A 24,276-nucleotide genomic window follows, 5' to 3' on the forward strand; every position below is an offset into this window, starting at 1 on the left:
AGCCTTGAACTCGTCGGTGAAACGTTTGCTGGTCATAGATCCTCCGATCCTCAATAGACACTATCAGGTGTCTACGGAATCGGGGGCGTACCACAGGGTACGTCGTCGTCGGGGCTAGGGACGGTCGTATGCAATGCTTCCAATGCAGCGACCATGGGGGTTTTCAACTGCATTTCGTCGCAGTTCTACTCAGCGTCTCAGGGTTGGGCGGCCAAGCTTACAGGCTACGCCACGAATCTCTTTGCTCTATTGGCGGCAATTGAGTTTGCGTGGGCGGGAATCACCTACGCTCTTGAGAAGGATTCGCCCAACACGCTCTTAGCGACGTTCGCGAAAAAGCTCATGACCATCGGCTTCTTTTACGTTCTTCTGCTGAAAGGACCCGGCTGGATGCAGGACGTCGTCGCGTCATTTCAGCAGGCGGGAGAGAGCGCTGGAGGGGTGCATGAGGTTAGTCCTACTTCCATTGTTGGTATAGGGATGAACTGTGCATGGGCTATCTATGGCGGTCTCTCTGATCTTGGCATCGCTGACCGAATCGGTCTCGCATTTCCCTGCGGAATTGCGGCGCTAATAACGATGATCGCCTTTGTGATTGTTGCAGGCCAAATGTTCGTTACGCTTGTGGAGTCATACATTGTCACGGGTGCAGGAATTTTGTTTCTGGGGTTTGGAGCCTCGCGGTTTACGTCGGACTTCACAAAGAAGTACATCACTTATGGCGTGAGTGTCGGCGTGAAGCTGTTCGTCATCACGCTCATCGTAGGAGTAGGCCAGCAATTTACGGGCACATGGGCACAAATGCTCAACAACTCGTCTGGCGACATTATCCACACGTCCATGATCGTGGCGGGCGGCGCACTGCTCTACGCAATGGTTGCATGGCAGATACCTAGTTTCGCGCAGTCGTTGATGAGCGGCGCTGCGAGCCTGTCGGCGGGCACCGCGATGGCATCGACGGCGGGCGTGGCCGGCGCGGCAGCGGGCGTGGCTTTGGGCAGCGCGGCTGCGGTAACGGGAGGCGTCACGTCCATTGCCGGTGCGGCTCAGGCGATGAATGCGGGCATAGGCTTAGCCCGGGCAGGTGGCGCATCGGGCGCGCCGGCGATGCTGCAAGGCGTCGGCAAGGCCGTTGGCGGTATGTCTCGGGAGGTCGTGTCATCCAGTGGCCTCAGCAGTGCCATTGGCAACTCGGTGGGCGGCCGGACAGCAGTATCGTTCAACGAGCGCGCAACAGCTTCGAAATCGGCAAGCGTAGTGCCCCCACCGGCTGGCGCAACACCGGGGAGCGGGCGACCTAACCCCGATCCGATTGGCGGAAGCTCTACGGGGGGAGCATCAGACAGCTCGGCTGCCAATAGCACTCCAGGGGTCGAAACCGCAACGCAATCGCCGGCTCAAGGAAGAGGCATCGGTGCTGGTTTAGGTGGTACGCGGCCAACGTACGCTCCGCCTCCCTCTGCGGTCCCAGCGGACATGGAGCGCACGCCAGCCTATGTGCCGCCGCCGGGAGTGCCGTCTACACCAACCCCAAACGGAAAGCCCTATCAGTCACCGTCAGCGGCGGACCTGGTTCGGGCAATGCCGCACGATGGCGGCGGCGGCGGATCGTCTCCAGAGATCCGAATTGGGCATGGAGAGGATTGAGCAATGAAATGCCATATCAAAAGTATGACTAGGCTGGCCTTGTTCATAGCCATCAGCGTCGGCGGAGACGAGATCGCTTTCGCGCAGTGGGCAGTAATCGACGGGACGAACTTGTCTCAGAACATATTGACGGCGGCGCGTTCGCTACAGTCAAACATTAATCAGGCGCAGCAGATCGCCTACCAGCTTCAGATGTACAAAAACATGCTGCAAAACACTGCAGCATTACCGGAGCAGGTGTGGGCCGATGCGAGCGGCACACTTAACCAGCTTGCCAATGTGGCGCAGACCGGGCAATCGCTCTCGTACTCGGCAGCGAGCGTGAATGGTCAGTTCCAATCGACGTTTCCGGGTTACAAGACGTCCACGGACTACGGCGCGTCCTATCGGCAGTGGTCGCAGACCGCTCTTGACTCAATGCGGGGTGCACTCAATGCGGCCGGCGTGCAGAACGCGAATTTCGCCAACGAGGAGCAGACTATCGCCGGATTGCGCGTCGCTGCATCCGGTGCATTGGGCCAGAAGGCGGCGGTCGACGCCGGCAACCAAATCGCGATGGCGCAGGTATCCCAGCTCCAGGAGTTGCGGCAACTTATGATGGCCCAAATGCAGTCGCAGACTGCATATCAGGCACAGCAGGTTCAGTCGCAGGCCGTAAGTGAGGCAAACGAACAGCAAGCTATGAAGTATGTTGACCCTATGCAGGGGGTTTCGCCTTACGTCCCGCCGGTAGGATCGGGACACCAATAGTAGGCTCTTGCCCTGAAATCCAATTGCATCGTCGCCAATAGTCGATGCCCTTGCATCAGGGCAACCCTAGCTGTTCCTTGATGGTTTCGGTGGCAAGTTTCACCCCGATGTCCTTTGCCATGTCGAGCACCCAGTGCCCCGCGTTCCCTAGCGAGGATAGTGCTTTGGAGACTTTAGATGCGTCCCCGTCCTTGGCGGCAAGCTCTGCCGAAGCGAGAGAGCCCATAGCGACGTAGTGCTCTGCATCATGTGCTTTAGCCGCGACGACTTCACGCAGTCTGCTCAGCTCTTCAGACAAAGCTGCAAGGTCTTCGCTCTGAAGTACAACCGTGTTGGATGAGTTATCCGTCGAGCCAACATTCACCCGTGAATTATGCCCTGAGACGTTAATCGTGTACTTATCGCCACTAGACTTGTCGAATACCCCCCGCCTAGCGACGGAGACTTGATAGTGAGAGCCAAAGTGTCCGTTCTTATAGAACTTTGGATCGGTCACAACGAATGCTTCTTCCCGGCCATTGGGAAGGGATCTGCGAATTTCATCACCTTCTCGAACGTCTACGGTCATGTCATCGATGATGAACTGTTTGCCCGAGAAGTAACCCTTAACGCGGGACCGCACCGAGCCGTCTGGGGCCACGACATCAATGTCGTCCGGGGAAATCATGGACCAGGGTTTCACAATCGGGGCACTCCAATAATTTTTGGTGAAAGGTGTTGATTGAAAAGTGGCTGCATGTAGGTGCTGATACCGTCGGCATATGCATGAGCAGCGCTATGAATTTTCTTTTGGGCATGTGGGTCGTGGACCGCCGCTGGTTGCGGGTTACAGCCGTTGTCGTCCGCAATGCCACAAGCTCTAAAACTACTCTTCTTCGGATTCAAGCAAGTCCGGTAAAGATCGCTGGACCAAATCCAAAAGCATGGGGGCTAGGTGGCCCGTGGTCCGTATTAGGCCGCTTGATGTAATGGCGATCTGCCCTCTGGTGCCATGGAACACAATCTCGAAAATTGCCTGTTCCGTTTTGTATTTCATTCCGCGAAGTAACGGAATTTCACGCTCGCGCATTCCTTCTTTGGAAACCAAGTCGACTCGTGCGAGAAGTCCCTCGCTTGGGAGCGCCCCAACGACCTTGAGCCCCACAAGGTTTGCCGGTCCGAAGCCCTTGAAGAACGATGGGTAATGGAGCCTTTCAAATGTGATTGCCTTGCAATAGAACCCATAGCCAAAGACGACCTCCATCGCATTTAGAAGATCGCGGCAACTCCTGCCGGGGTTCTCGACTCTGAGTACGAGGTGCTTCCCTGCGCGGAAAAGCTCAAAGTCTATGTAGTTGACGGACGCGACTTGCTCAAAGGAGGGCTCCCCGTTTTCGTCAAAGCGCGCTATGGCAACTTGGGTCTTCCACCAGAATCGAAATCGCCCTGATGAGCCATCCTCAAGCAAAGAAAAGCCGAACGGAGCGTCGTCGACGAACTCTCTCTCAGCTAAGGCTTGGGTGACCTTTTTGAGGCTTGATGGTAGCCTCACTCGATACCATCGATAGCGCATCATGTCTTAGGCGTCCCATTGGCCGCGTGCTTCGTGCGGATGGTCGTCGCCAGTTCTAAGGCCTTTCGCTCGATGACTCGCGCCATCTCCGCGCCCTCTGCGATGTTCGCCGACCGGCGGTTGCTGGAGAGCTTGCCGTCAATGATTGGATACACACCTCGCACAACGAAGGAGAATCCCGTGCAATCTTTCGGATCTGCAAAGGTTGCTTCCAGGTCGTATTCTTCGCCTTGGCCAAGAATTTTAGATGCACGCCAGCCGGCTTTGACTATGTAGTAACCCTTCTTGTCCAGGCTGCCGAGAATTTCAGATCTTGATACGCCATTGCCGCGAAGAAAAACCCTCTCAACATGGGCATCTTCTTCACTAGAGGCACCGTCTTCGTCCTCGTCGTCGTCCGAAGCGTCGGGTTTGGGCTTGTAGACGTAAACGTCCGTAACGTCCTTGCGGGAGAATCCAGGCAGGTCGCTCATCAAATCCAAGAAAAACTTGGACCGTTCCGCGTAAGACGGAACGTCAAAGAGGGAAACCTCTTTGCGGATCAACTTCGCGCCAATCGATGCCTCCAAGTTCGTAAGCATTTCATCGCGGATGTTATTGATGAACTCATTCTGCGTGTTTCGAATGGTGAAGCCATCGGCACTTTGCGACCACTCGATCACGCCGTCTCGGTGTTGCACCTGCGTGAATTCGGTTCGCTTGTAGTCAATTACCGAATACTGAATCTCCAAGTAAACGGTGCTTTCTGACCGTTTGATGTGAAGGATGCTTCCGTCGCTCTCAATCTGACCCTTGATCTTGTCGATCACCTCGCGAAGCTTCTCATCCTTATCGCTGTCGCTAGGAATGCCAGCGATATCAATAGATGTCGTTCGTTCTCTGCGAGGAGAGATGCCAAGTCGAGCGGCAATGTTTTGGTGGTCGAAATAATCATGGGTCAGTCTCGCAAAGTATCGTGCGAGCACATCGCGAGGAGTCTTCGAGCTAACTACGATGTTTCTTCGCTCGAAAAGCTTGAGCACGGTCGGCATATCAACCTTATGCTGGTTCAATGCGTCGAACACGTTTTTGTCTGTGGCGTAGTAAAGCGAAGGACCGTGCTTCCTTTTCATGTGCGCCAACCTACATCGCCAGGGTTATAGGTGCTGGTTACGCTAGTGATTCGGTCGATATCGATCTTGTCGAGGATTGCGGCCCGGACACTATCGAACCCCCATGCCTTAGCGTATTTAACCTTTGCGGCACCGAAGACTGACTTTAGGTTGCTGTCCGCCGCGGGGTTTGTGACTCGAATTCTTATGCTCTCTTCGGCGTCGAGAAGCTGGTAACGCGAGAGGCAATCGAGGAAGTACTCAAACTCCTCAACGGTGTTGCCCTCCCGGTTGTAGTAGATCAAGCATCCTCGCTCCGATCCCGTACTGGTATGCCTGATGATCGTGAAGGGGCCGGTTAAGCTTTCGACCGTGGCCGGCTGGTGCCAGATTTCGCCTTGGCGACGTACGAGAACAAGATCCGGGTAGTAAAAGGTGTAGTTAGAGCCAAGTTCACCTTCTACCTTCAGCCGGATCATGTCGTTCGCAATGCTGTAGAGCCGCTGCAGGTCATGGGGGCCGAGAAAGTGAAGTATCAAGCCCGAAGACATGTCCAGGTGTTTGAGATCGACTTTGTCTATGGCTTGATAGAACGGTTTGTCGTACCCGTTATCGTGGTTGTAGACGAAGAGCAATCCCCTCACCTCGTAGGGTTCGCTGGAGTCAATTAAGTGCTTTGTTCGCCAATCCTCAGACTCGGAGGCGCATCCCACCGTCATCGACAGTGACTTGAATGCCGTTCGCAGTTTGGTGGACGTGATCGAGTCCGTGCCGTAACTCTTTAGATCGGTATTCAGATACACGCGCCGACCTGAATAAGGATCGGTGTAGTGGAAGACCACGTCAGTCGGGTGTGACTGCTTCTCTTTCTTGCCAACTCCTACGTGGTTCTTATTGACACACGAGAAGTTGGAGTCGTGGAGATTGTTCTTCTGCCAATGGAAGTGCTTAAAGATGTCCTTGGATATCTTTGCTGCGATCTCTGCAGTGTTGTTCGTCTCAGACACGGTCCCCTCGTCCTACATATCGGCTTTGCTAGCCCGTTCCATTGCGTGTTCGGCGGCATTGCTCGTGCCCAGGCCTTCCCTAACCTAGTTTTACTGGGGGGCTTGGAGACAGGGCGATCTAAGCCCGTCTGCAGCCTAGCGGCTGCCGTTCTGAGGTACAACAGAGGTACAGCGCGGAACAATCACGGGTTGCGATAGATTGCTGTAAACTCATGTTTTTAAAGGACTAAGCATTACTATATCTTTCGCTAGATATCTAACGATTACCCTAGCAAACCGGTGATTCGGCCAGACTCATAATCCCTTGGTTCCAGGTTCGAATCCTGGTGGGCCCACCATCAATTATGTGGCTTTGCGGTTCTGCTCTCTAAACCGACCACCTCGCTCAATGCGACGAAACAAAATCCGATGCCGCCTGCGCGGGAGGCACCGCAAAGTCGTTCCTCATGCGCTTCACTTCAGCCACTGGCGGAAGTCCGAAGAGGCGCTTGAATTCCCGGTTGAACTGCGAGGCGCTCGCATACCCCACTGCGTAGCCGGCTGCTTCCGCCGTCATCCCCTGGCGCACCATCAACAGACGGGCTTGATGCAGTCGCGTCGATTTCAGGTACTGCATCGGCGATGTCCGGGTGACCGACCTGAAGTGGCTATGGAACGCGGGAACGCTCATCTCGGCCTCGCGGGCCAGCTGCGCCAAATTAATCGGCTGCGCATAGGCGGCATGAATATAGCGAAGAGCCTTGCCGATCTTGCCGAATTGCCCCTGCATTCCCAATGCTGAGCGCAACGCGGCACCCTGCGCGCCGGTGAGCACGCGGAAATAGATTTCACGCAAGAGACCCGGCCCGAGAACCACTGCATCCAAAGGCTGGCCCATGGCCTCAAGGAATCGCAGGACGGATGCACTCAGCGCAGGATCCATGGGGCTGGACATCATGCTTTGCGGCGCATTCCTGGCCGTAAGCGATGGATGCTGCGCAATCTCGATCATCAGATCGGCGGCCATCTGGAAGTCCAGATGCATATAGATCGCCAGCAGCGGGCGCCCGGGGGTGCCGTCGGATTCCATGGTGAACGGGACAGGCACGGCAACCGCCAGGTAATGCTGCTCGTCGTAAACAAAGACCTGGTTGCCAAAGTACCCGCGCTTGCATCCTTGGCACACGATCACGATGCCGGGGTCGTACAGGACTGGCGTACGACTCAGGGGCCGATCCGAGCGCAGAACGCGCACGCCAGGCAATGCCGTGAGGTTATACCCCTCCTGCGGCGCCAATCGCCGGGCAAGGTCGGCGATACGCCGGCCTTCATCTGCCGGAGCGAGATCTTTCAGCGCGACACGACGGATCATAGGAATAGGCAATAGATTGAGATTTTTCGGCGTAAAAGATGCCCCTATCGGCAGCTATTGTGCAAGCCACATTCGCCATCCATAGGAGCAGCCGCCATGTCGTCAAGCAAGACTTTGCTGATTACCGGGGTCAGCAGTGGCTTCGGCAGAGCTCTTGCCGTTGATGCCCTGGGCACCGGGCATCGCGTCATTGGAACCGTTCGAAGCGAGCAGGCACGCCGCGAGTTCGAGGCGCTCGCGGCCGAAAATGCCACGGCACGCATTCTCGATGTCACCGACTTCGATGCCATCGATGCGGTCGTTGCCGACATCGAGCGAACCGTGGGGCCGGTGGACGTGCTGGTCAATAACGCGGGATACGGCCACGAGGGCATTTTTGAGGAATCGCCATTGGCGGACATGCGGCGGCAGTTCGATGTGAACGTCTTTGGCGCCGTGGCCATGATGAAGGCCGTATTGCCTTACATGCGCGACCGCCGTAACGGACACATCCTCAATATCACTTCGATGGGCGGACATATCACGCTGCCGGGCATCTCCTACTACTGCGGCAGCAAGTTCGCCCTGGAAGGGATCTCCGAATCCGTCGGCAAAGAAGTGAAGCCGTTCGGCATTACGGTAACGGCCGTGGCCCCCGGATCGTTCCGCACGGACTGGGCGGGACGCTCGATGATCCGTACGCCGCGCTCCATTGCCGACTATGACGGGATGTTTGACCCCATCCGCGAGGCCCGTCACCAAAAGAGCGGAAAACAGCTTGGGGATCCCTCGAAAGCAGCGCGGGCCATGCTGCAGATCATCGCCAGCGATTCGCCTCCGGCTCACCTGCTGCTTGGAAGCGATGCGATCGATCTGGTACGACAAAAATGGGCATCGCTTGCCGAAGAAATCAATCAGTGGGAAACCGTTACCCGCTCGACGGATGGCTGATGCGGCACGCCGAATGGCCATGCCGCGCAGTCAAACCCCGCCCACAAATGGTCACTCAACGAACAAACCCGTGCTCCATCATCCAGCTCCGGAACATGCCGGGCCACTTTTCCTCATCCGGAATGCCGTTTGCCAGGCCAGCGCCATGGACGCCTTGGGGAAACAGGTGGACCTCGGCAGGCGTCCCTGCATCGCGCAAAGCCTGCGCAAACATCACGCTGTTCTCGGCGCTGATCTGCTTGTCATCCAAGCTCTCGAAGAGGAACACCGGCGATAGCCCGGGCGGGATGTTTAGCTGGGCGGAGAGATATTGCTCCAGCCGAGCCTTCTCACGCCCTTGGTATCCTTCCAGCAGATGATGAAGCGAGTTGGGCGACGCAAACTGATCCGGCAACATCGAAATGACCGGATAACCCAACCCCAGAAAGCTGGGGCGGGCATCGACAGAGTCGATGCCGTCTCGAACGGGTAAGCCGAAGTTTGATGCAGCGTGCACAGCGATCGTAGCGGCGAGATGCCCGCCCGCGGAGAAACCGAACAGGCCGATCTTCGACGGGTCAATGCCGAATTGAGATGAGCGGTATCGCACGAGCCTCAACGCTCTCTGCGCATCCCACATGGGCACCGGGTAGCGGTAAGTGCCATCTCGCTGAACCAATCGATAGTAGAGAACGAAGGCGGTCACTCCCAACTCACGGGAAAAATACTCCGCGACGGGCTCCTGTTCCTTGCGATCACTTAGACGATCGTAGCCCCCGCCTGGAATAACGATGATGGCGGCGTGCGCGGAGTTCCCCGTGGTTCGCCCTGGAAAGATTCTGAGGAAGGGAATATCCCGGCACGGGTCATCGCCCGCGGCGCCGGGGGCGGCTCCATCCCACAGCCTTATATCGTTGGAGTCATGCGGATCGTAGCAATTTTCTTCGGGCCGGCTTTTGGCATCGCCCGCTTCGTGATGATGAGTTCTTGCTCGCGCGGCATGTGGCCAGCTCGCTACGCAAGCGATCCCAAGAAAGAGAAAGGCCGTGGCGATGGCTTGGCGTATACGTAAGGATCTGGCGTTCACGAGTTCTTTAGGTCGGCCGGACGCGGCAAATATTTTCGTGTATCAGAGGGCATGATGCGATACGCCATGCTCCGGGCGCAAAGAGAGCCGCTGCGGGGCAATTCCTCATTAAGACCCGCGTCCTTACCCGCGGACTGGGTCAGCGGCTGCTGCGCGACATCCAGAGAGGTATCGAGGCGAAGCGGTTTCGCGGCGACGATCCACTGATGAGCTTCGTGGTCGCCGGCGGCATCGTGCTCGCGTCCATATCGGTCTGGCTGCACCTGGCGCCATCGAACGAATGGCCCGCCACGCCCCTCCCGCTCCCTCCCTTCAACACGGATCATTTGCCGGAAAGGGCAGCGGCCGAGCTGCTGCTTGCACTTGGGCTTTCGAGGCAGGAAGCGGAGGAGATCGCCGGCCGCCCGCTTCCTCCCATGGATGACGCCTCTTTGACGGCGAGCACCGCGCCATAACCTGAGAGACGCGCGCGGGGCCGCGGCGCCTGCGCCCTGGCACGTGCCATGCGTGCCAGCGAGCGGCTAAGCTCATGGCGGCAACGCGAAGCCTCGCGTTCGCAGCAGCAAGAAGCGTTTTGTTTCCATGCCACCAAGGGAGGGGATATGCGCAGATACGTCTTGATGCTTCTGGTATTCGTCTTCGGCGCCACCACCGGTTGCGCCGCCGTCAACCCCGAGCAGCAACGCGCCTCCGACCAGGCCAGATGCGCCGGCTACGGCTATCAGCCCGGAACGGATCAATTTGCCAACTGCATGATGAAGGTCGACATGCGGCGCCAGGACCAGGCCGACGCGCAGGCGCAGAACGATGCGGACATGAAGGCGCGCAGCATCCGGCGCAACGGCGATACGCGGTTCCCGGTGTGCAGCGCATCCATGATGGACGCGAACCTGGATACGACGAACAACGCCTGGTATGGGCCCAATTGCCGGGAGAAATAGGCTGCGCTTCGGCAACGGGCGGCCCCGTCAAGGGTGGCTGCAGATCGAAGGGAAGTTCTACCCATCAAACGCAAAAGCCAGGAGATTGGACGATGGCCATAGAGAACGCCGGGAAGGCGCCGCGCTCGGCGCCCGCCGTCTTTGCAAGCCTTGCCATGGCCTGTTTCGTCTACGCCGCCGTGGCTCTTTTGACACTGCACTTCCTGCGGCCCGATTACGCCCCGGCCAGCAACTTCATCAGCAACTACGCCGTGGGCCGGTATGGCTGGGTCATGACCAGCTGGTTCCTGGCGATGAGCTGCGGCTTGCTGATGCTTGCAGCGGCGCTCTATACCGATGGCCTGCGCTCCGTTATCGCCTTGCTGGCGATATTTCTGCTGGTCGTCGCGGCGATCGGGCTGGTCGTCTCGGCCATATATCCCACGGATGCACCCGGCGCGCCATCCACGCCAACGGGCGCCATCCACGACATGAGCTTCCTGGTGAATGTCGGAAGCCTACTCATCGCAACCATCCTGCTCTCCGTGAGTTTCGGCATGCATCCGGCGTGGCGCTCCTATCGGCGAACCGCCTGGATCCTGACTTCCCTGATATTGGCCGGATTCGTCATCCAGTTCCTCACCTTGCACAAGGGGATGCCGTATGGCCTGGCGAACCGGTTTTTTGTCGTAGTGCTGCTGGCGTGGCTGTTCGCCTTGTCTTTTCGATTGCGGGCGGCGCCGCGCCAGCAGGCTGGCGGGAAACTCGCGGCCGATCGGTAGCGGGCCACCAGTGAACCCGATCAGCGTTGAACTCCCAACGGCCTTCGGCCGCGGGTTCCAAGCCGGCCGGCCACGAGCTCGACCAGCGCCTCGCGCACCCAGCGCTGGCCCTGATGACCCTGGTTGCGCTCGTGCCATACCATGCCCACGTCGAAGCCCGGCACGGGAAAGGGGCATTCGACGATCTTGAGCTCGCCGGCGCGATCGCGTACCAGTTGCTGCGGCACCAGCGCCACGAAATCGGACTGCGCCACGATCTGCGGAAGAAACAGAAACGACGCCGCCGACAGCACCACGCGGCGCTCGTAGCCAAGCGCCGCCAGCGCATGGTCCACCGGCGTGACGAAGCCGCCGCCGCGCAGCGATACGACGACGTGCTCCAGCTGGGCGAATTTCTCGACGGTGAGGTTTCTGCGCAGCCGTGGATGCCCTCGCCTTCCGATCAATACGTAGCGCTCGTCGAACAGATGCCGCGCTCGCAGGCCGGGCGCCGCGGCGCCCGGCGTCGTCAGCGCCAGGTCGACCTCGCCTCGCGCCAGCTGCGTTTCCAGCTGCAGTATGTCCAGACTCCGCAACGCCACGCGCACACCGGGCGCGCGGTCGCGCAGCGCCAGGATCAGCGGCTGCGCCAGCGCAACCTGAAGATAATCGGTGCAGGCGATGTTCACCGTCAGCCGTGCCCGCGCGGGATCGAAGTTGCCGTGCTGCGCAACGGCAGCGCGTACCTGATCCAGAGCCTGGCGCAGTGGCTCCAGCAGGTCCAGCGCCTTGGCCGTAGGCGTCATGCCTCTTTGGGCCGGAACCAGCAGCGGATCGTCGAACATGTCGCGCAGGCGGCCGAGCTGCGCGCTCACCGCCGGCTGGCTCAGATGCAGGCGGCTCGCCGCCCTGGTCACGTTCTGCTCCACCAGCAGGGCTTCCAGCGTGACCAGCAGATTGAGATCCAGGCGCTTGGTATTCATGGCATGGATACTAGGCCAACAAAGATGCAATTTCACAAATGGCTATCCAGATCCGAGAGTAGACGCTCATTCGCACCATGAGTGCCCCGCTTACTCCAGGAGAACGCCATGTCCCTCGCCTCGCAGAAACCTCTTATCACTGTCGCCGGTGCGGCCAGCAAACAGGGGCGCAGCGTTGCCGCGGCCTTGCTGGCGAGCGGCCGCTACCGCGTACGCGCACTGGCCCGGCGCACCGACAGCCCGCTGATGCGCCAACTGGCCGAGCGCGGCGCGGAAGTCGTCGTGGCGCCATTGGAGCCTGGCCGGCAGGCGGAGCTGACCGCCGCCATGCGCGGCTCCCACGGCGCCTTTCTGATGACTCCGCCGACCATGCCAGTACCGCCGCCGGGCCAGCCCGAGCTGGCGCTGGGGCGGGAGTTGGCCGATGCGGCCAACGCCGCAGGCGTCGGGCACGTCGTGTGGAGCGGCCTGGAAAACGTCCATGCGCGAACCAGGGGCGCCAAATGGGCGCCGCACTTCACCGAGAAGGCACAGGTGGAAGAGCACATCCGCTCGCTGCCGCTGCGCAGCTCTTTCATCTACCTGGCGTTCTTCTACAGCAATTTCCTGGAGTACTACGTCCCCGCGCGCCAGGCCGATGGCAGCCTGAGCTTCGCCATCTATCTGCCACCCGACGTGCCCATGCCGTTCGTCGATCCGCTTACCGCGACCGGGCCCGCCGTACTGGAGATATTCGATCATCCGGAGAAGTACGCGGGCGAAGTCCTGCCGGTGATCGGCGAGATCCTGACGGCACGACAGATTGTGGACGCCTTCGTTCGCGTCTCCGGGCAGGCGGCGCATTACGCCTCCGCCTATACCCGGGATGAGCTGCTGCGGCACTTCCCTGCGTTCGGCAGCAACCCTTGGCTCGTGGACGAAACGGTAGGCATGGTGGAGTACGCCGTCGAGTATGGCTACTACGCTCCTGGACGCGATCTTGCCTGGAGCCGACGCATCGACCCGCGCGCACTGACCTGGCAGCAGTTCCTGCAGCAAAGCGGCTGGCAGGGCGAGGCCAGGGACTATGGCGCTGCCGCATAGCAAATGCGGACCGTCATCGGGCTTAGATGCTTGCGGGAGCCATTCCGCATGACCGTCGAATGGCATCGAACAGCACCCGCCATTCGACGGTCGATTTATGCGAGGGCGCCGAAGCGAAGCGCCGCCGCGCGTGCCCGTACGGCATTCAACCAGGCGATCCTCAGGAGCGGTGCGAGCCGGCGGTCCTTGCGGATTGCCGGGCCGCCCGGTCAACCAGCTCATCGATGTAGTCCTGCAACGTCACCGTGCCACGCTCAGGCGACGCTGGACGTTCGAAATCCCCATCCAGGCTGACCGCGGTCATCCGCGCATACGACGCGGCAGCGGCCTTCGAGAATCCAAGCTGGCGATACGTGGCTTCCCACTGGTCGCGCGGAATGACTTTCACCGCCACCGGCTTGCCGATCGCCGCGGCAAAGGCAGCCGCGACGTCGTTGGGCGAGTAGCGCTCCGGTCCTTCGACATAGTGGATGCCGGATTCGCCCCGCGGTGCAGTAAGCAGCCGGGCCGCGGCCCTGCCCAAGTCTTCCGGCGCGACCATCGGCATGGCCAGGTCGGCGGGATACATCGATGCGAGATGGCCTTCGTTGATGGCCATTTCCAAAGACGCATCCCAATTGCTCATGTAATACGCGGCGCGGATCACGGCGACCGGCACAGGCTGGCGGCGCAGGGCCTGCTCGAAATCGTGGAGCACGCTCAAGTCTCCGAGGCGCTCACCGGGCTGTGCGCCCATGGTCGACTCGGCCACCACCTGCTCCAATCCGGAACCGTCCAATGCATCCAGAATGGCGGCGGCGCTGCGTTTCTCCTGCGCATCCGTATCGGTCGACGGATCGGCCGGTGGATTAAGCAGGAATGCACGCTTGCCTGTTCGAAATACGTCGCGCAGTGCCTCGGTATCGAAGACGTCCGCCACCTCAAACCTGGCGCCGCGCCGTTCCCATTCGTATCGTTGGCTACCCGTGTGCGAGACGACCGTAACCGGCTCGCCCATCTCGAGCAGCCGCTTCGCCGCCGCCGACCCGACGTGCCCCGTACCACCGAGAATGATATGCATACGAGCTGCTCCGTTCTGCGGCGGAACACGTTAGCGCTGCCGTCGTGGCCTCTCTGTCAAAAGCAGCCCATGTCATAGCGTGGTCGGCGTGCCTGGCTAAGAGGCTCTAGCACGCATGCTTTTCAAAGCCAGGATCAGACCAGAACACCCCGGCCTGCTCGAGGCCGGGGTGTTTTAGCAATTACATCGGGTGCGTGCCGGCAGGCGTGCCGTCGGACCAGGTGGCGACCCCGACCAGCAATACCGACAGCGGCGGCAGTTCGGCGGCCTGGGCCTGATGGTCCGGCGCGAAGAACCAATAGTTGCCGCCGAAGATGGGCGAGCCATCGGCATTGGCTCCCCAGCTGGCGCCGTCCTTGAATGGCACGTAGAACATGACGTGCGCCATATCGTGTTCGCCGTCCTCCGACAAATAGGAGGATTTGGACATCATGTAGCACATGGCGCCCGGCTCCAGCGGCGCGATTTCCTTGCTGCGCACGGCGGCCTTGATGCGCTTGGCGATATCGGCGTCGCTACGGCCGGCAAGAGTCATCGCCGTACGAAGCTTGGCGATCGGGGTGACGGTGCGCGCGGCCTGCGGGTTGTCGCAGCCGGCGGCGCGGATTTTCGGATTCCATCGCTCAGGCCAGTCCGGCGCGCCGCTGAATCCCCGCGCCACCCAGCAGACGAAGCCGTTGCTGCCCTTTACGGCGGTTTCATAGCCGGTGCGAGTGAGCACCAGAACGGTCGCATCCTTGGAAATGGAAGCGGGCGCGGCGCTTCTGGCCAGGGCGATTTCCTGGGCGCGGTCCATCAGATAGGCATCGACGGAGGCCATGCGGGGATAGGTTTCAGCCGCTTGCACCACGGCGCCGGTCACGCCCAGCATGGCCAGCACGGCGCACGCCATCCGTTGGGCGGCGAGCCTGCCGGCGCACTTCATTGCCATCGTTTTCCGCATCGTCGTACGCATGGTCGTGTCCTCTCGGTTGGGCCGTTTATGCGGTCGGGTTCATGGTCGCGGCGGTCGTTCCCCCGGGCCGCTTATCCAGGCGACGAACGGGAGCTTCCAAAATCGACATGGGCTGCGGCAATGTTGCGATATCGGGGACGGGGGTGGTCAAAGCCGGCCCGGCACATCCCTCTCCCTATCTCCCATTGCCTGATCATTCGGAGCCTTGCGAGTGGATAGCGTTCGCGCAAATCGAAGGCGGCTTCCCCGGGTGCCCTTGATCGCCCTCGGTACGGCCTGCGTGCTGGCCGCCCCTCATCTGGGCGTGCCGATGTTGCTTTATCCGGCGCTTGGCTTGGGACTTTGCACGGCCATGCTGCGCTACCGGCAGCTCCGCTGGGCCGACGTCGGCTTCGGTTGGCGGGGTTTCGGCGTCATTCCGCTGATCGTCGGCGGAGCGCTCGGGGTAGCTTACGCCGTCGTCAACTACAGCGTGATCGGCCCGGCGCTTGCCCTTGCGCTGGGCGAGCTGCCTGACCTGTCCGACTTCGCGTTCGTACGCGACCATCTTTCCGGCTACGTGATCGCCCTCGCCCTGGCGTGGCTGATCGGCGGCTTCTACGAGGAACTGGTATTCCGCGGCTTCCTGTACGACGCGCTGTTGCGTCACCTGCCGGGCTCACGCTGGCGCACCTTGCTGGCTTTCGCCCTGACCGCACTCGTATTCGCCGCTTACCACTGGCAGCTCGGCCGCTTCGGCGTCGCCAATGCCCTGGTGTTCGCCCTGTTCGCGGGCGCCATGCGTTGCCGCTGGCCGGCCAATCTTTGGTACGCGATCAGCTTTCATGCCTGGGCCGATATGAGCGCGTTCACCTTGATGCATTTCCATTACCTGTAGCGGACAGAGGTGGCGAATTCAGTCACTATGGGTTGCGAAGGCTCTCACCTGCCGTCTTATATGAAACAGGGCACCGAAAACCTCAGCAACGACTGGATCCGGATCTCCCGCGATCCCGACACGGGGATCGAGACCGTGCACGCGCATTTCCGGGGCCACGCTTACGATCCTCACGATCATGACGAAGTGCTCGTCGGGGTGACGCAGCAAGGTGTTCAGCAGTTCCGGTGTCATCGAACCACCCATCGCAGTACCGAGGGGCGAGTGATGCTGATCGAGCCCGGCGCGGTTCACGATGGCTACGCTCCGCAGGACATCGGCTTTACCTACGCCATGCTTTATCTGCCGCAGCGATGGCTGTCGTCGATGGCCGGCCGGCTCGATGCACCGGACGCATCCGGTATCGGCTCTGCCTTTCGAAGCACGGTGGCCACCGACGATCGTCTGCGCGACACCATCCACAACGCCTTCCTCGCGCTTCATTTCAAGGAAGCCAGGCTGGCGCGCGACCAATGCCTGGACGCGCTGGTACGACGCCTCAGCGCGCACACCGGCGCGATCGCCGCACCGGCCCAGGGCTCACCGGAACAGATGCTCCGCGCCCGCGATTTTCTCCATGAGCACATGTCCCGTGACATCGGCCTGGACGAGCTGGCTCATCAATCCGGGATCGACCGCTTCCGTCTGACCCGGCAATTCAAGCGCAGCTTCGGCCTTTCGCCGCACGCCTACCTGGTGCGCCTGCGATTGCGGGCGGCCAGGGCCTTGCTCGCCGGCGGCGCGGCGCCGGGCCAGGTCGCACTGGACGTGGGCTTTTCCGACCAGAGCCATATGGGGCGTTGGTTCCAGCGGGCCTATCGCCTTTCGCCCGCCGCCTACCAGGGCCAATGCACAAACGTTCTAGACCGCTCCGCCGCCCCCTGAAGAGAATGTCTGCTTTCAATCTTTGAAAGGAGAGCGGCATGTTCGATACGAAGGTCGCCCTTATCGTCCGCGACGATCTGCCCGGCTGGCAGCGTCTCAACGTGACGGCCTTCCTGGCGACCGGCATCGCCGCCGCCGCGCCCGATGCCTTGGGCCTTCCCTATGTCGATGCCGCCGGCCATCGCTACGGGAACATGCTCGGCCAGCCCATCCTGATTTTCCAGGCCGGCCTGGCCGGCCTCCAGGCCGCTCAGAGAATGGCGCTGCAGGGACAACTGACGATCGTCCCCTATGTCTTCTCCATGTTCTCCACCGGACATGACGAGGCGAACCGGAACGCTTTCCTCGCCGAAGATCCCGGCAATATGGATCTGGTGGGCCTGGGGCTGCGTGGCCCGAAGAAAGCTGTCGACAAAGCGATCAAGGGGCTGGCCCTTCATCCTTGAGATGGGGTGATCGGGGACGGGAGTAGTTAAAGGCAATTAACTGCGCTCGTCCCTATATCGGGTTCCGTTTCTACTCGACAGGCATGGGGTTCTCATAGACGCCATGCGTCACCAATAATGGCGATCAAGGAACGGGGGAAAGGATCCTCATGTACGTAAATCTAGTCTCCTTTGCAACCGCGATAGCGGACGACGCGGTGGAGGAATCGGTCAGCGATCTCATCGGGGATTTGCTGGCGGCCTGGCGCATGAATGGGCAAATCTATGGAAGCGAATGGCCAATCCACGCCCATGGGGAGGCCTTTTCAACGACGGTACTCTGCCCCGAAGAACAATCACTGGATGATCGCTTCAACAACAAGTATGTAAATAAAGCCATAGCACGCTGCGAAATGAAGGGGTTGCTCTTGGCAACCGAGGTGCTTGGCAAGCACATCGAATCCCTATCGCCGTGTTCGTGCTCCAGCCCCAGCGCTTATGTGCTCTTCACTACATACGTCACTTTGGTATCACCGATACGATGCATCGACTGCTTCGGCCCGATCGCGCTATATCGCATGAAAGCCACATCGAGCGATGAATATTCTGACGTCATATCGTGGCAATCCAATTATCAAAGCTGCGACACCCTTCAGATGAACTGCGCCGTGCTCGAGCGTGCTGCAACGCGAGAGCTATCAAACATCGAGAGCAATCTGAGTAAAAGCGGTCTGGAATGCTGCAAAACTCTCGCGAATTCAAGCGGACGACCTTACTACTACTACCTGTACCGTTACTACGGCCGAAGCCTTCGCACTGAACTTGAACGACGCTGCCCAGGCTGCGGAAACGAGTGGCGACTGACGCCTCGACTCCACGATCTATTCGACTTCAAATGCGATCACTGCCACTTGCTGTCCAACATAGCGCTCGATCGCAGATGGTTAATGGCTTCCCGCTCTGAGCCCACCACAAGCTAGCCAAAAAGGCGCGGGCTCCAGCCTCAGCGCGCAAGGAAAAGATACTCATGGCAGAGACGCTCTATTGCTGGAGATGCAAGCGGAACGTACCCATGCTCGACGAGCACGAATGGCCGGAGGTCGCCTCCCTCCTTTCGATCATGATGTCGAGGATCCAGGAATTCCGGCGAAATGCCGGGGCATCGCTGGCCGAGGCACTCAGCCAGGGATTCGGTGACGAGGCGCTGTCTCGCTACCAGCAGTTGACTGGCGCCATGGAATCGAATCCCGATGTCCTTTGGCACCACAGAGCCAGCCTGTTCGGTCCGCCATGTGGAGCGTGTGGAAAGCCGCTACGTACGCCCAGGGCGAGTTACTGTGCTGAATGCGGGCTTGTACGAGCCAAGCAAGCGGGCGATTGAGGCTTCAAATGGTGGTTTTTATCAACGACCGGCCAAAAACCGGTACAAGAAAGCTGACCAAGGAAGGACGAAACCTTATATGGCGATTTCCGAAGAACTGACCGTGCTCTACCGCCCCATCGGCCCCAAGGAATGGGAACTCCTGCGCGAAGCCGACTTCAAACGCTGGCCCCCGCGCCTCCCCGACCAGCCCATCTTCTACCCGGTCACCAACGAACAATACGCCACCGAAATTGCCAGCACTTGGAACATACGCGACAGCGGCTACGGCGCCGTCACCCGCTTCCAGGTCCGCACGTCCTTCATGAGCAAATACCCAGTGCAGCGCGTAGGCGGATCTCACCACACCGAATGGTGGGTCCCGGCAGAAGATCTGCAAGCACTGAACGACAACATCGTCGGCCTCATCGAAGTGATCCGCGAGTTCAACCCAGCCTGATGAATTCACCCCCGCTTCGTATCTGGCCAAGGCGGGCGTAGACTCCCCGGACGCCGCGACACGCCACACCAGGGAACACCATGAGCGAACAGGCCGCATTGCCGCCGCACGCTATTTCTATCCGGGGCATCAGCAAGACGTACAAGAACGGTTTCCAGGCGCTGAAGTCAGTGGACCTGGACATCAAGCGGGGCGAGATCTTTGCGTTGCTCGGCCCCAATGGCGCCGGCAAGACCACGCTGATCAGCATTATCTGCGGCATCGTCAAGCCCAGTTCCGGCACCGTGCATGCCGATGGTGCCGACGTGCTGCGCGATTACCGCGTTACGCGGTCGAAGATCGGCCTGGTGCCGCAGGAGCTGTCGACGGACGCCTTCGAAACGGTGTGGGCTGCGGTCAGATTCAGCCGAGGCTTGTTCGGCCGCGCCCGCGACGACCAGCACATCGAAAAGGTATTGCGCGACCTTTCGCTGTGGGAAAAGAAAGACGCGAAGATCATGACGCTCTCCGGCGGCATGAAGCGCCGCGTCCTGATCGCCAAGGCGCTGGCGCACGAGCCGAGCATCCTGTTCCTGGACGAGCCCACCGCCGGCGTGGACGTGGAGCTACGCCACGACATGTGGCAGATGGTGCGCGCGCTCCGCGCCACCGGCGTCACGGTCATCCTGACCACGCATTACATCGAGGAGGCCGAGGAAATGGCCGACCGGGTGGGCGTGATCACCCGCGGCGAACTGATCCTGGTCGAAGACAAGCATGCGCTGATGCGCAAGCTGGGCAAGAAGCAGCTGTCCATCAGCCTCAAGGCGCCCATCCAGGCGCTGCCCGAAGGGCTGGACGACTACGCGCTGGAGCTCGCCGACGACGGCGCCACGCTGACCTACACCTTCGACGCCCAGAGCGACGACACCGGCATTGCGGTACTGCTGCGCAAGCTGGGCGATCGCGGGGTGGACTTCAAGGACCTGCATACGATGGAAAGCTCGCTCGAAGATATTTTCGTCAGCCTGGTGCGGGGGACGCGATGAACATTCCAGCCATTCGCGCCATCTACCGCTTCGAGATGGCCCGCACCTTCCGCACGCTGACCCAGAGCATCGTGTCGCCGGTGCTGTCGACGTCGCTGTATTTCATCGTGTTCGGCACCGCCATCGGTTCGCGCATGGGCGAGATCGGCGGGACCAGCTACGGCGCCTTCATCATTCCCGGGCTGATCATGCTTTCGCTGCTCAACGAAAGCATTTCCAATGCCTCTTTCGGCATTTACCTGCCCAAGTGGTCGGGCACGATTTACGAGCTGCTCTCCGCGCCCGTTTCGCCGCTGGAGGCAGTGCTGGGCTATGTCGGGGCGGCGTCCACCAAATCGGTGATGCTGGGCTTGTTGATCCTGATTACCGCGCGTTTCTTCGTGCCCTACAGCATCATGCACCCGCTGTGGATGATGGTCTTCCTGCTGCTCACCGCCATCACCTTCAGCTCCTTCGGTTTCATCATCGGCCTGTGGGCCGATGACTTCCAGAAACTGCAGGTGATCCCGCTGATGGTGGTCACCCCGCTCACCTTTCTCGGCGGCGCGTTCTATTCGATCGGCATGCTGCCGCCGTTCTGGCAGAAGGTGGCGCTGTTCAATCCCGTGGTGTACCTGATCAGCGGTTTTCGCTGGAGCTTCTACGGGCAGTCCGACGTCAATGTCGTATTGAGCGCGAGCATGACGCTGGCCTTTCTGCTGGTCTGCATCGTGGCCATCGCCTGGATCTTCCGTACCGGCTACAAGCTGCGTTCGTAGGAACGCAGCAGCTCGGCACAGCCGTTACCTGGCTGACTCTTGCAGTGCCTTGGCCGCGTCGCGGCTGTAGTCCTCGCGAATGGCCCTGCAATAGGGCCCATTCATCACAAAGCGGCGGCACACGGCGGGGCGCGTTTCGTAGATGCCGCAATTCATCTGCACGCTGTTCATGGCCACGCACCAGCCGTCCTCGCCGCGCTTCATCACGCGATACCCTTTGGGCGAATACGTGGTGAGGTGATCGGGAATCGATTCTTCCGGTTGCAGAACCACCATGAGGCGGCAGCAGACAGCTTCGCAGGAAGAACAGCGTGCGGCGGCGGGACGTTCGGCAGAGGTCATGCGCTAGGGGTTTCCAGGGATGGGGGATAAGGCAGGAGATGGCCGTCGTACGACGGTTCGCCGGGGGCCGCGGCCATCCGGCACGCGCGGGATACGAGTGGACTCACGAGGACGACGGCAGCTCCGCCGCGTGCGTAGTGAGGGTGCGCTTGGCACAAGGCTTAATTTTGCAAGCATACGCGTCCGCGGCGGGCCAAGTGTTAGTTTCCCCGCGTGCCGACGGCAATTTAGGCAATCATCGAAATTTTACTTGACTCTAATTTAGATGATTAACTAAATAGCGGCCATGAACGCCGTCTTCAAAGCCCTGGCCGATCCCACCCGCCGCAAAGTGCTGGAGCTGCTGCGCCAGCGCTCCATGAGCGCAGGCGAGCTTTCGGACTGTTTTCCCGTATCGCGGCCCACCATGTCGGCGCACTTCGCGGTACTGCGCGAAGCCGATCTGATCGAGGCGCACAAGATCGGCACCAGCATCATTTACCAGCTGAAGCTGTCGGTGCTGGAAGACGCACTGCTGAGCTTTACCCAGCTGTTCGGCATCGGCGCCGGCACACGCGCGACCGCGGAATCCGCCGGCAAGGCCAAGCTCAAAGCATCCCGTAAAGGAGCCTCCAGATGAGCGCGAGAAAAGAAATCCTTTTCGGCCTCAAGCTCGCGGCCGCCATGATCGCCGGCGCCCTGCTGCTCACCGTAGCCCACAAACAAGGATGGGTGGGCGCAGAGCTGGTTACGCGCGGAAACAACATCATCATCGGCCTCGCCCTCGCGGTCTTCTGCAACGCCTTGCCGAAGAGGATGCAAGGCTCGCCCCGCTCCGTTCAGCACGCCACGCTGGCACAGGCCATAGGTCGCGTCGGCGGCTGGGCCATGACGCTGGCCTTCCTGGTGTGGACCGCATTGTGGGCATTCGCGCCGCAGGAACTTGCACGCACCGGCTCGATGGTTGCGGTCGGCGCGGGCGTAGCGGTCATGCTTGGCTACGCCGCGTGGAAGTGCGTCATCCACGATGCGCGGAGAAGTAGCTGAGGTCTTCAGCCCAGTGGCACGCACCAAGGGAGTTCTTGGTGACGCCCAAATCCTATGAGATCACGCCGTGCGCAGAACCATAGTTTGGCCAGTACGGCCAAACTATGGGATTACGGCAGCAAAGCTCGGCCAACGGATGCTTTGCCCTCGCGGCAAGATCAGCCCGGCAGACTGACCACCGACACGAAGCCCCCAAAGATCATCCGCTTGCCGTCGAAAGGACAGTCAGCGGCGGCTTCCATGCGCGGGTCCTGCATGAATTTCGCCATGCCGGCGTCGCGGGTGGCCTTGTCGGGCCATTCCACCCAGGAGAACACCACGGACTCATCCTGCGTGGCCTGCACGGCGCGGCGGAAGTCGGTGACCTTGCCGTCGGGCACGTCGTCGCCCCAGCACTCCACCACTCGAATAGCGCCGAATTCCACGAAAATGGCGTCGAAAGTACGGGCGTGCGCAATGAACTTTTCACGGTTGGCGTTGGGTACGGCGATCACGAAACCATCGATGTAGGACATGGCAGTTTCCTCAGCGGAAGGGGCGGCCGATATGGTCGCCTTCATGGATGCGACGAATGGGCGGGCGCGGGATCGACACGGGGCGGCCCTTCCAGGCCACGCCAGGCGCCCAACCTTGCCAAAAGTGGCGCAGCCCCAGCAAGCTTCCGGAAATCCGGGACCTGGGCTATTGGCCCAGGTCGGCAGCCGAGCCCCGGAGTGCAGAAGCCAGACATTCGCCACAACCGTCGCCCTGTGGCGCTCGAATTACAGTTCAGATTCGGCTCGATATCACTCATCAAGGAAGAGGAACACCTATGCCCAGCAGCACGCAGGACCTGGAGCGGTTCGTACGCAGTTCGCTGATACGTGGTTGCAGCCGGCAAAGCATCGAAACCGCGCTCACAGACGCAGGCTGGACGCCGGAACAGGTGCGCGGCGCACTCTCGGCATTCGCGGACGTGGACTTCGCCGTACCGGTTCCCAAGCCGCGGCCATACCTTTCGGCACGCGATACCTTTATCTATCTGGTGCTGTTCACCACGCTCTACCTGAGCGCCTATCACTTCGGCAGCCTGCTGTTCCAGCTGATCAACCGCGCCTTCCCCGATATGGCCATGCCATACAACAACGGGATATCGCAAAGCATGCGCTGGTCCGTTGCCTCGATCATCATCGCCTTCCCGGTTTTCCTGTGGATTTCCGGCAGGATCCGCGGCGAGGTCGCGCGGCAGCCTATCAAGCGGCAATCCGCGGCACGCCGCTGGCTTACCTATTTGACGCTCTTCGTCGCCGCGGTCGTGCTCATCTGCGACCTGATCACCCTGGTGGACGGCGTGCTCGGCGGCGAGATCACCGTGCGCTTCGTGCTCAAGGTGCTGGTTGCCGCGGCAATAGCCTGCACCGTATTCGGCTACTACCTCTGGGATCTGCGCAGCGACGAGCGTGTCGCATGATGCCGCGCAAGGGAGTGCGATGGCTGGCGATCGCCGTATCTATTGGCATGGCCGCAGCCGTGATCGCCGGCCTGGCCGTGGTCGGCTCTCCAGCGCACCAGCGTGCGCTACGGATGGATGGACGCAGGGTGTCGGACCTGAGCCGAATCTCGCTGCAGGTCATGGGCTACTGGTCTCAGCACAAGTCCTTGCCGCCTGACCTGGTGGCAATCGACGCGGAACAGATCCATACCACCGACCCGGTCAGCGGTGTGGCGTATGGCTATGTGGTGACCGGTCCCGACACCTATCGGCTGTGCGCGGATTTCGATGCCGCATCCGAGTCGGAAGAAGTGGGGCGCGATGGCTACATTCCTCCTGGCGGGCAGCGTTGGCATCATCCCGCCGGAAAGCACTGTTTTGATATGGACCGGAAATCGCCTGGGGCGCCTTCGTTCTGAACAGTGGCCACTTTGGGGGCGCGTGGCATG

General features: G+C 60.4%; 30 protein-coding genes. 19 read left to right on the forward strand and 11 right to left on the reverse strand.

Translation table 11 applies throughout. From position 1 onward, the window contains the following. Positions 1-153: 153 nt before the first annotated feature. Positions 154-1,647: a P-type conjugative transfer protein TrbL gene (gene trbL, locus FHW85_RS21770; protein WP_168649633.1), complete on the forward strand. Its 1,494-nt coding sequence runs from the start codon at positions 154-156 to the stop codon at positions 1,645-1,647. Positions 1,648-1,650: 3 nt separating this feature from the next. Beyond that, positions 1,651-2,397, forward strand: coding sequence for a P-type conjugative transfer protein TrbJ (trbJ, locus tag FHW85_RS21775; protein WP_168649634.1), 747 nt, complete (start codon positions 1,651-1,653; stop codon positions 2,395-2,397). Positions 2,398-2,452: 55 nt separating this feature from the next. Here trbJ and FHW85_RS21780 read toward each other — a convergent pair whose 3' ends face one another. From FHW85_RS21780 to FHW85_RS21800, 5 genes are all read right to left on the reverse strand, one after another. Continuing rightward, positions 2,453-3,064 (reverse strand): hypothetical protein, encoded by a 612-nt coding sequence (locus tag FHW85_RS21780; RefSeq protein WP_168649635.1) that lies wholly within the window; start codon positions 3,062-3,064, stop codon positions 2,453-2,455. Between the two features lie 198 nt (positions 3,065-3,262). Continuing rightward, positions 3,263-3,952, reverse strand: a complete 690-nt coding sequence (locus tag FHW85_RS21785; RefSeq protein WP_168649636.1) for a hypothetical protein — start codon at positions 3,950-3,952, stop codon at positions 3,263-3,265. Beyond that, entirely contained in the window at positions 3,949-5,061 is a 1,113-nt protein-coding gene (locus FHW85_RS21790) for a hypothetical protein (RefSeq protein WP_210427886.1), read from the reverse strand. Before FHW85_RS21790 ends, FHW85_RS21785 begins: the two co-directional genes overlap by 4 nt. Continuing rightward, positions 5,058-6,047: a hypothetical protein gene (locus tag FHW85_RS21795; RefSeq protein WP_168649638.1), complete on the reverse strand. Its 990-nt coding sequence runs from the start codon at positions 6,045-6,047 to the stop codon at positions 5,058-5,060. Before FHW85_RS21795 ends, FHW85_RS21790 begins: the two co-directional genes overlap by 4 nt. Positions 6,048-6,432: 385 nt before the next feature. Then, complete coding sequence (locus FHW85_RS21800; RefSeq protein ID WP_168649639.1) at positions 6,433-7,398, reverse strand: AraC family transcriptional regulator; 966 nt, start codon at positions 7,396-7,398, stop codon at positions 6,433-6,435. 96 nt (positions 7,399-7,494) lie between these two features. Here FHW85_RS21800 and FHW85_RS21805 point away from each other — a divergent pair, with 96 nt between their 5' ends. After that, positions 7,495-8,328 carry an oxidoreductase gene (locus FHW85_RS21805; RefSeq protein ID WP_168649640.1) on the forward strand — a complete coding sequence of 278 codons (834 nt, stop codon included), beginning with the start codon at positions 7,495-7,497 and terminating at the stop codon, positions 8,326-8,328. Positions 8,329-8,383: 55 nt separating this feature from the next. Here FHW85_RS21805 and FHW85_RS21810 read toward each other — a convergent pair whose 3' ends face one another. Further along, positions 8,384-9,394, reverse strand: coding sequence for an alpha/beta hydrolase (locus tag FHW85_RS21810; RefSeq protein WP_210427887.1), 1,011 nt, complete (start codon positions 9,392-9,394; stop codon positions 8,384-8,386). Between the two features lie 59 nt (positions 9,395-9,453). Here FHW85_RS21810 and FHW85_RS22590 point away from each other — a divergent pair, with 59 nt between their 5' ends. The 3 genes from FHW85_RS22590 to FHW85_RS21825 all read left to right on the forward strand — a co-directional run bounded on the left by FHW85_RS22590 (position 9,454) and on the right by FHW85_RS21825 (position 11,096). Next, positions 9,454-9,849, forward strand: a complete 396-nt coding sequence (locus tag FHW85_RS22590; protein ID WP_343203726.1) for a hypothetical protein — start codon at positions 9,454-9,456, stop codon at positions 9,847-9,849. A gap of 48 nt (positions 9,850-9,897) precedes the next feature. Continuing rightward, positions 9,898-10,335 carry a hypothetical protein gene (locus FHW85_RS22230; protein ID WP_210427888.1) on the forward strand — a complete coding sequence of 146 codons (438 nt, stop codon included), beginning with the start codon at positions 9,898-9,900 and terminating at the stop codon, positions 10,333-10,335. Between the two features lie 92 nt (positions 10,336-10,427). Then, positions 10,428-11,096, forward strand: a complete 669-nt coding sequence (locus FHW85_RS21825; protein WP_168649642.1) for a DUF998 domain-containing protein — start codon at positions 10,428-10,430, stop codon at positions 11,094-11,096. Positions 11,097-11,116: 20 nt separating this feature from the next. Here the strand turns inward: FHW85_RS21825 and FHW85_RS21830 are convergent, their stop codons facing one another. Further along, a complete protein-coding gene (locus tag FHW85_RS21830) occupies positions 11,117-12,058 on the reverse strand; it encodes a LysR family transcriptional regulator (RefSeq protein ID WP_168649643.1) in 942 nt (313 codons plus the stop codon). 108 nt (positions 12,059-12,166) lie between these two features. On the opposite strand from FHW85_RS21830, the gene FHW85_RS21835 reads away from it, so the two are divergent. After that, positions 12,167-13,141, forward strand: a complete 975-nt coding sequence (locus FHW85_RS21835) for an NmrA/HSCARG family protein (protein ID WP_168649644.1) — start codon at positions 12,167-12,169, stop codon at positions 13,139-13,141. A 160-nt stretch (positions 13,142-13,301) separates the two neighbouring features. On the opposite strand, the gene FHW85_RS21840 is transcribed toward FHW85_RS21835, so the two are convergent. Next, positions 13,302-14,201, reverse strand: coding sequence for an NmrA family NAD(P)-binding protein (locus tag FHW85_RS21840; RefSeq protein WP_168649645.1), 900 nt, complete (start codon positions 14,199-14,201; stop codon positions 13,302-13,304). A gap of 181 nt (positions 14,202-14,382) precedes the next feature. Beyond that, positions 14,383-15,156, reverse strand: coding sequence for a hypothetical protein (locus tag FHW85_RS21845; RefSeq protein WP_168649646.1), 774 nt, complete (start codon positions 15,154-15,156; stop codon positions 14,383-14,385). A gap of 250 nt (positions 15,157-15,406) precedes the next feature. On the opposite strand from FHW85_RS21845, the gene FHW85_RS21850 reads away from it, so the two are divergent. From FHW85_RS21850 to FHW85_RS21885, 8 genes are all read left to right on the forward strand, one after another. Next, entirely contained in the window at positions 15,407-16,033 is a 627-nt protein-coding gene (locus tag FHW85_RS21850) for a CPBP family intramembrane glutamic endopeptidase (RefSeq protein WP_168649647.1), read from the forward strand. Positions 16,034-16,093: 60 nt separating this feature from the next. Beyond that, complete coding sequence (locus FHW85_RS21855) at positions 16,094-16,957, forward strand: AraC family transcriptional regulator (protein WP_168649648.1); 864 nt, start codon at positions 16,094-16,096, stop codon at positions 16,955-16,957. Positions 16,958-16,995: 38 nt separating this feature from the next. Then, positions 16,996-17,403 (forward strand): DUF2000 domain-containing protein, encoded by a 408-nt coding sequence (locus tag FHW85_RS21860; protein WP_168649649.1) that lies wholly within the window; start codon positions 16,996-16,998, stop codon positions 17,401-17,403. 149 nt (positions 17,404-17,552) lie between these two features. Beyond that, the gene (locus FHW85_RS21865; protein WP_168649650.1) at positions 17,553-18,362 is read left to right on the forward strand and encodes a DUF2310 family Zn-ribbon-containing protein; all 810 of its coding nucleotides are present in this window, start codon (positions 17,553-17,555) and stop codon (positions 18,360-18,362) included. A gap of 92 nt (positions 18,363-18,454) precedes the next feature. After that, complete coding sequence (locus FHW85_RS21870; protein ID WP_168649651.1) at positions 18,455-18,763, forward strand: hypothetical protein; 309 nt, start codon at positions 18,455-18,457, stop codon at positions 18,761-18,763. Positions 18,764-18,842: 79 nt separating this feature from the next. Beyond that, entirely contained in the window at positions 18,843-19,202 is a 360-nt protein-coding gene (locus tag FHW85_RS21875) for a hypothetical protein (protein ID WP_168649652.1), read from the forward strand. 80 nt (positions 19,203-19,282) lie between these two features. Beyond that, a complete protein-coding gene (locus FHW85_RS21880; protein ID WP_168649653.1) occupies positions 19,283-20,230 on the forward strand; it encodes an ABC transporter ATP-binding protein in 948 nt (315 codons plus the stop codon). Beyond that, positions 20,227-20,988 carry an ABC transporter permease gene (locus FHW85_RS21885; protein WP_167253144.1) on the forward strand — a complete coding sequence of 254 codons (762 nt, stop codon included), beginning with the start codon at positions 20,227-20,229 and terminating at the stop codon, positions 20,986-20,988. Before FHW85_RS21880 ends, FHW85_RS21885 begins: the two co-directional genes overlap by 4 nt. A gap of 24 nt (positions 20,989-21,012) precedes the next feature. On the opposite strand, the gene FHW85_RS21890 is transcribed toward FHW85_RS21885, so the two are convergent. Next, positions 21,013-21,330 carry a YkgJ family cysteine cluster protein gene (locus FHW85_RS21890; RefSeq protein WP_168649654.1) on the reverse strand — a complete coding sequence of 106 codons (318 nt, stop codon included), beginning with the start codon at positions 21,328-21,330 and terminating at the stop codon, positions 21,013-21,015. A gap of 286 nt (positions 21,331-21,616) precedes the next feature. Between FHW85_RS21890 and FHW85_RS21895 the strand changes: the two genes are divergently transcribed. Continuing rightward, positions 21,617-21,949, forward strand: coding sequence for an autorepressor SdpR family transcription factor (locus FHW85_RS21895; RefSeq protein WP_167253140.1), 333 nt, complete (start codon positions 21,617-21,619; stop codon positions 21,947-21,949). After that, the gene (locus tag FHW85_RS21900) at positions 21,946-22,356 is read left to right on the forward strand and encodes an ammonium transporter (protein ID WP_168649655.1); all 411 of its coding nucleotides are present in this window, start codon (positions 21,946-21,948) and stop codon (positions 22,354-22,356) included. Before FHW85_RS21895 ends, FHW85_RS21900 begins: the two co-directional genes overlap by 4 nt. Before the next feature lie 158 nt (positions 22,357-22,514). Here FHW85_RS21900 and FHW85_RS21905 read toward each other — a convergent pair whose 3' ends face one another. Next, positions 22,515-22,871, reverse strand: coding sequence for a DUF1428 domain-containing protein (locus tag FHW85_RS21905; protein WP_167253136.1), 357 nt, complete (start codon positions 22,869-22,871; stop codon positions 22,515-22,517). Positions 22,872-23,167: 296 nt separating this feature from the next. Between FHW85_RS21905 and FHW85_RS21910 the strand changes: the two genes are divergently transcribed. Beyond that, entirely contained in the window at positions 23,168-23,806 is a 639-nt protein-coding gene (locus FHW85_RS21910; protein WP_167253134.1) for a DUF5671 domain-containing protein, read from the forward strand. Continuing rightward, positions 23,803-24,246, forward strand: a complete 444-nt coding sequence (locus tag FHW85_RS21915) for an ABC transporter permease (protein WP_168649656.1) — start codon at positions 23,803-23,805, stop codon at positions 24,244-24,246. Before FHW85_RS21910 ends, FHW85_RS21915 begins: the two co-directional genes overlap by 4 nt. Positions 24,247-24,276 lie beyond the last annotated feature (30 nt).

It is taken from the genome of Dyella sp. SG609, from assembly GCF_012275375.1.
Taxonomy (GTDB): Bacteria; Pseudomonadota; Gammaproteobacteria; order Xanthomonadales; family Rhodanobacteraceae; genus Dyella_D; species Dyella_D marensis.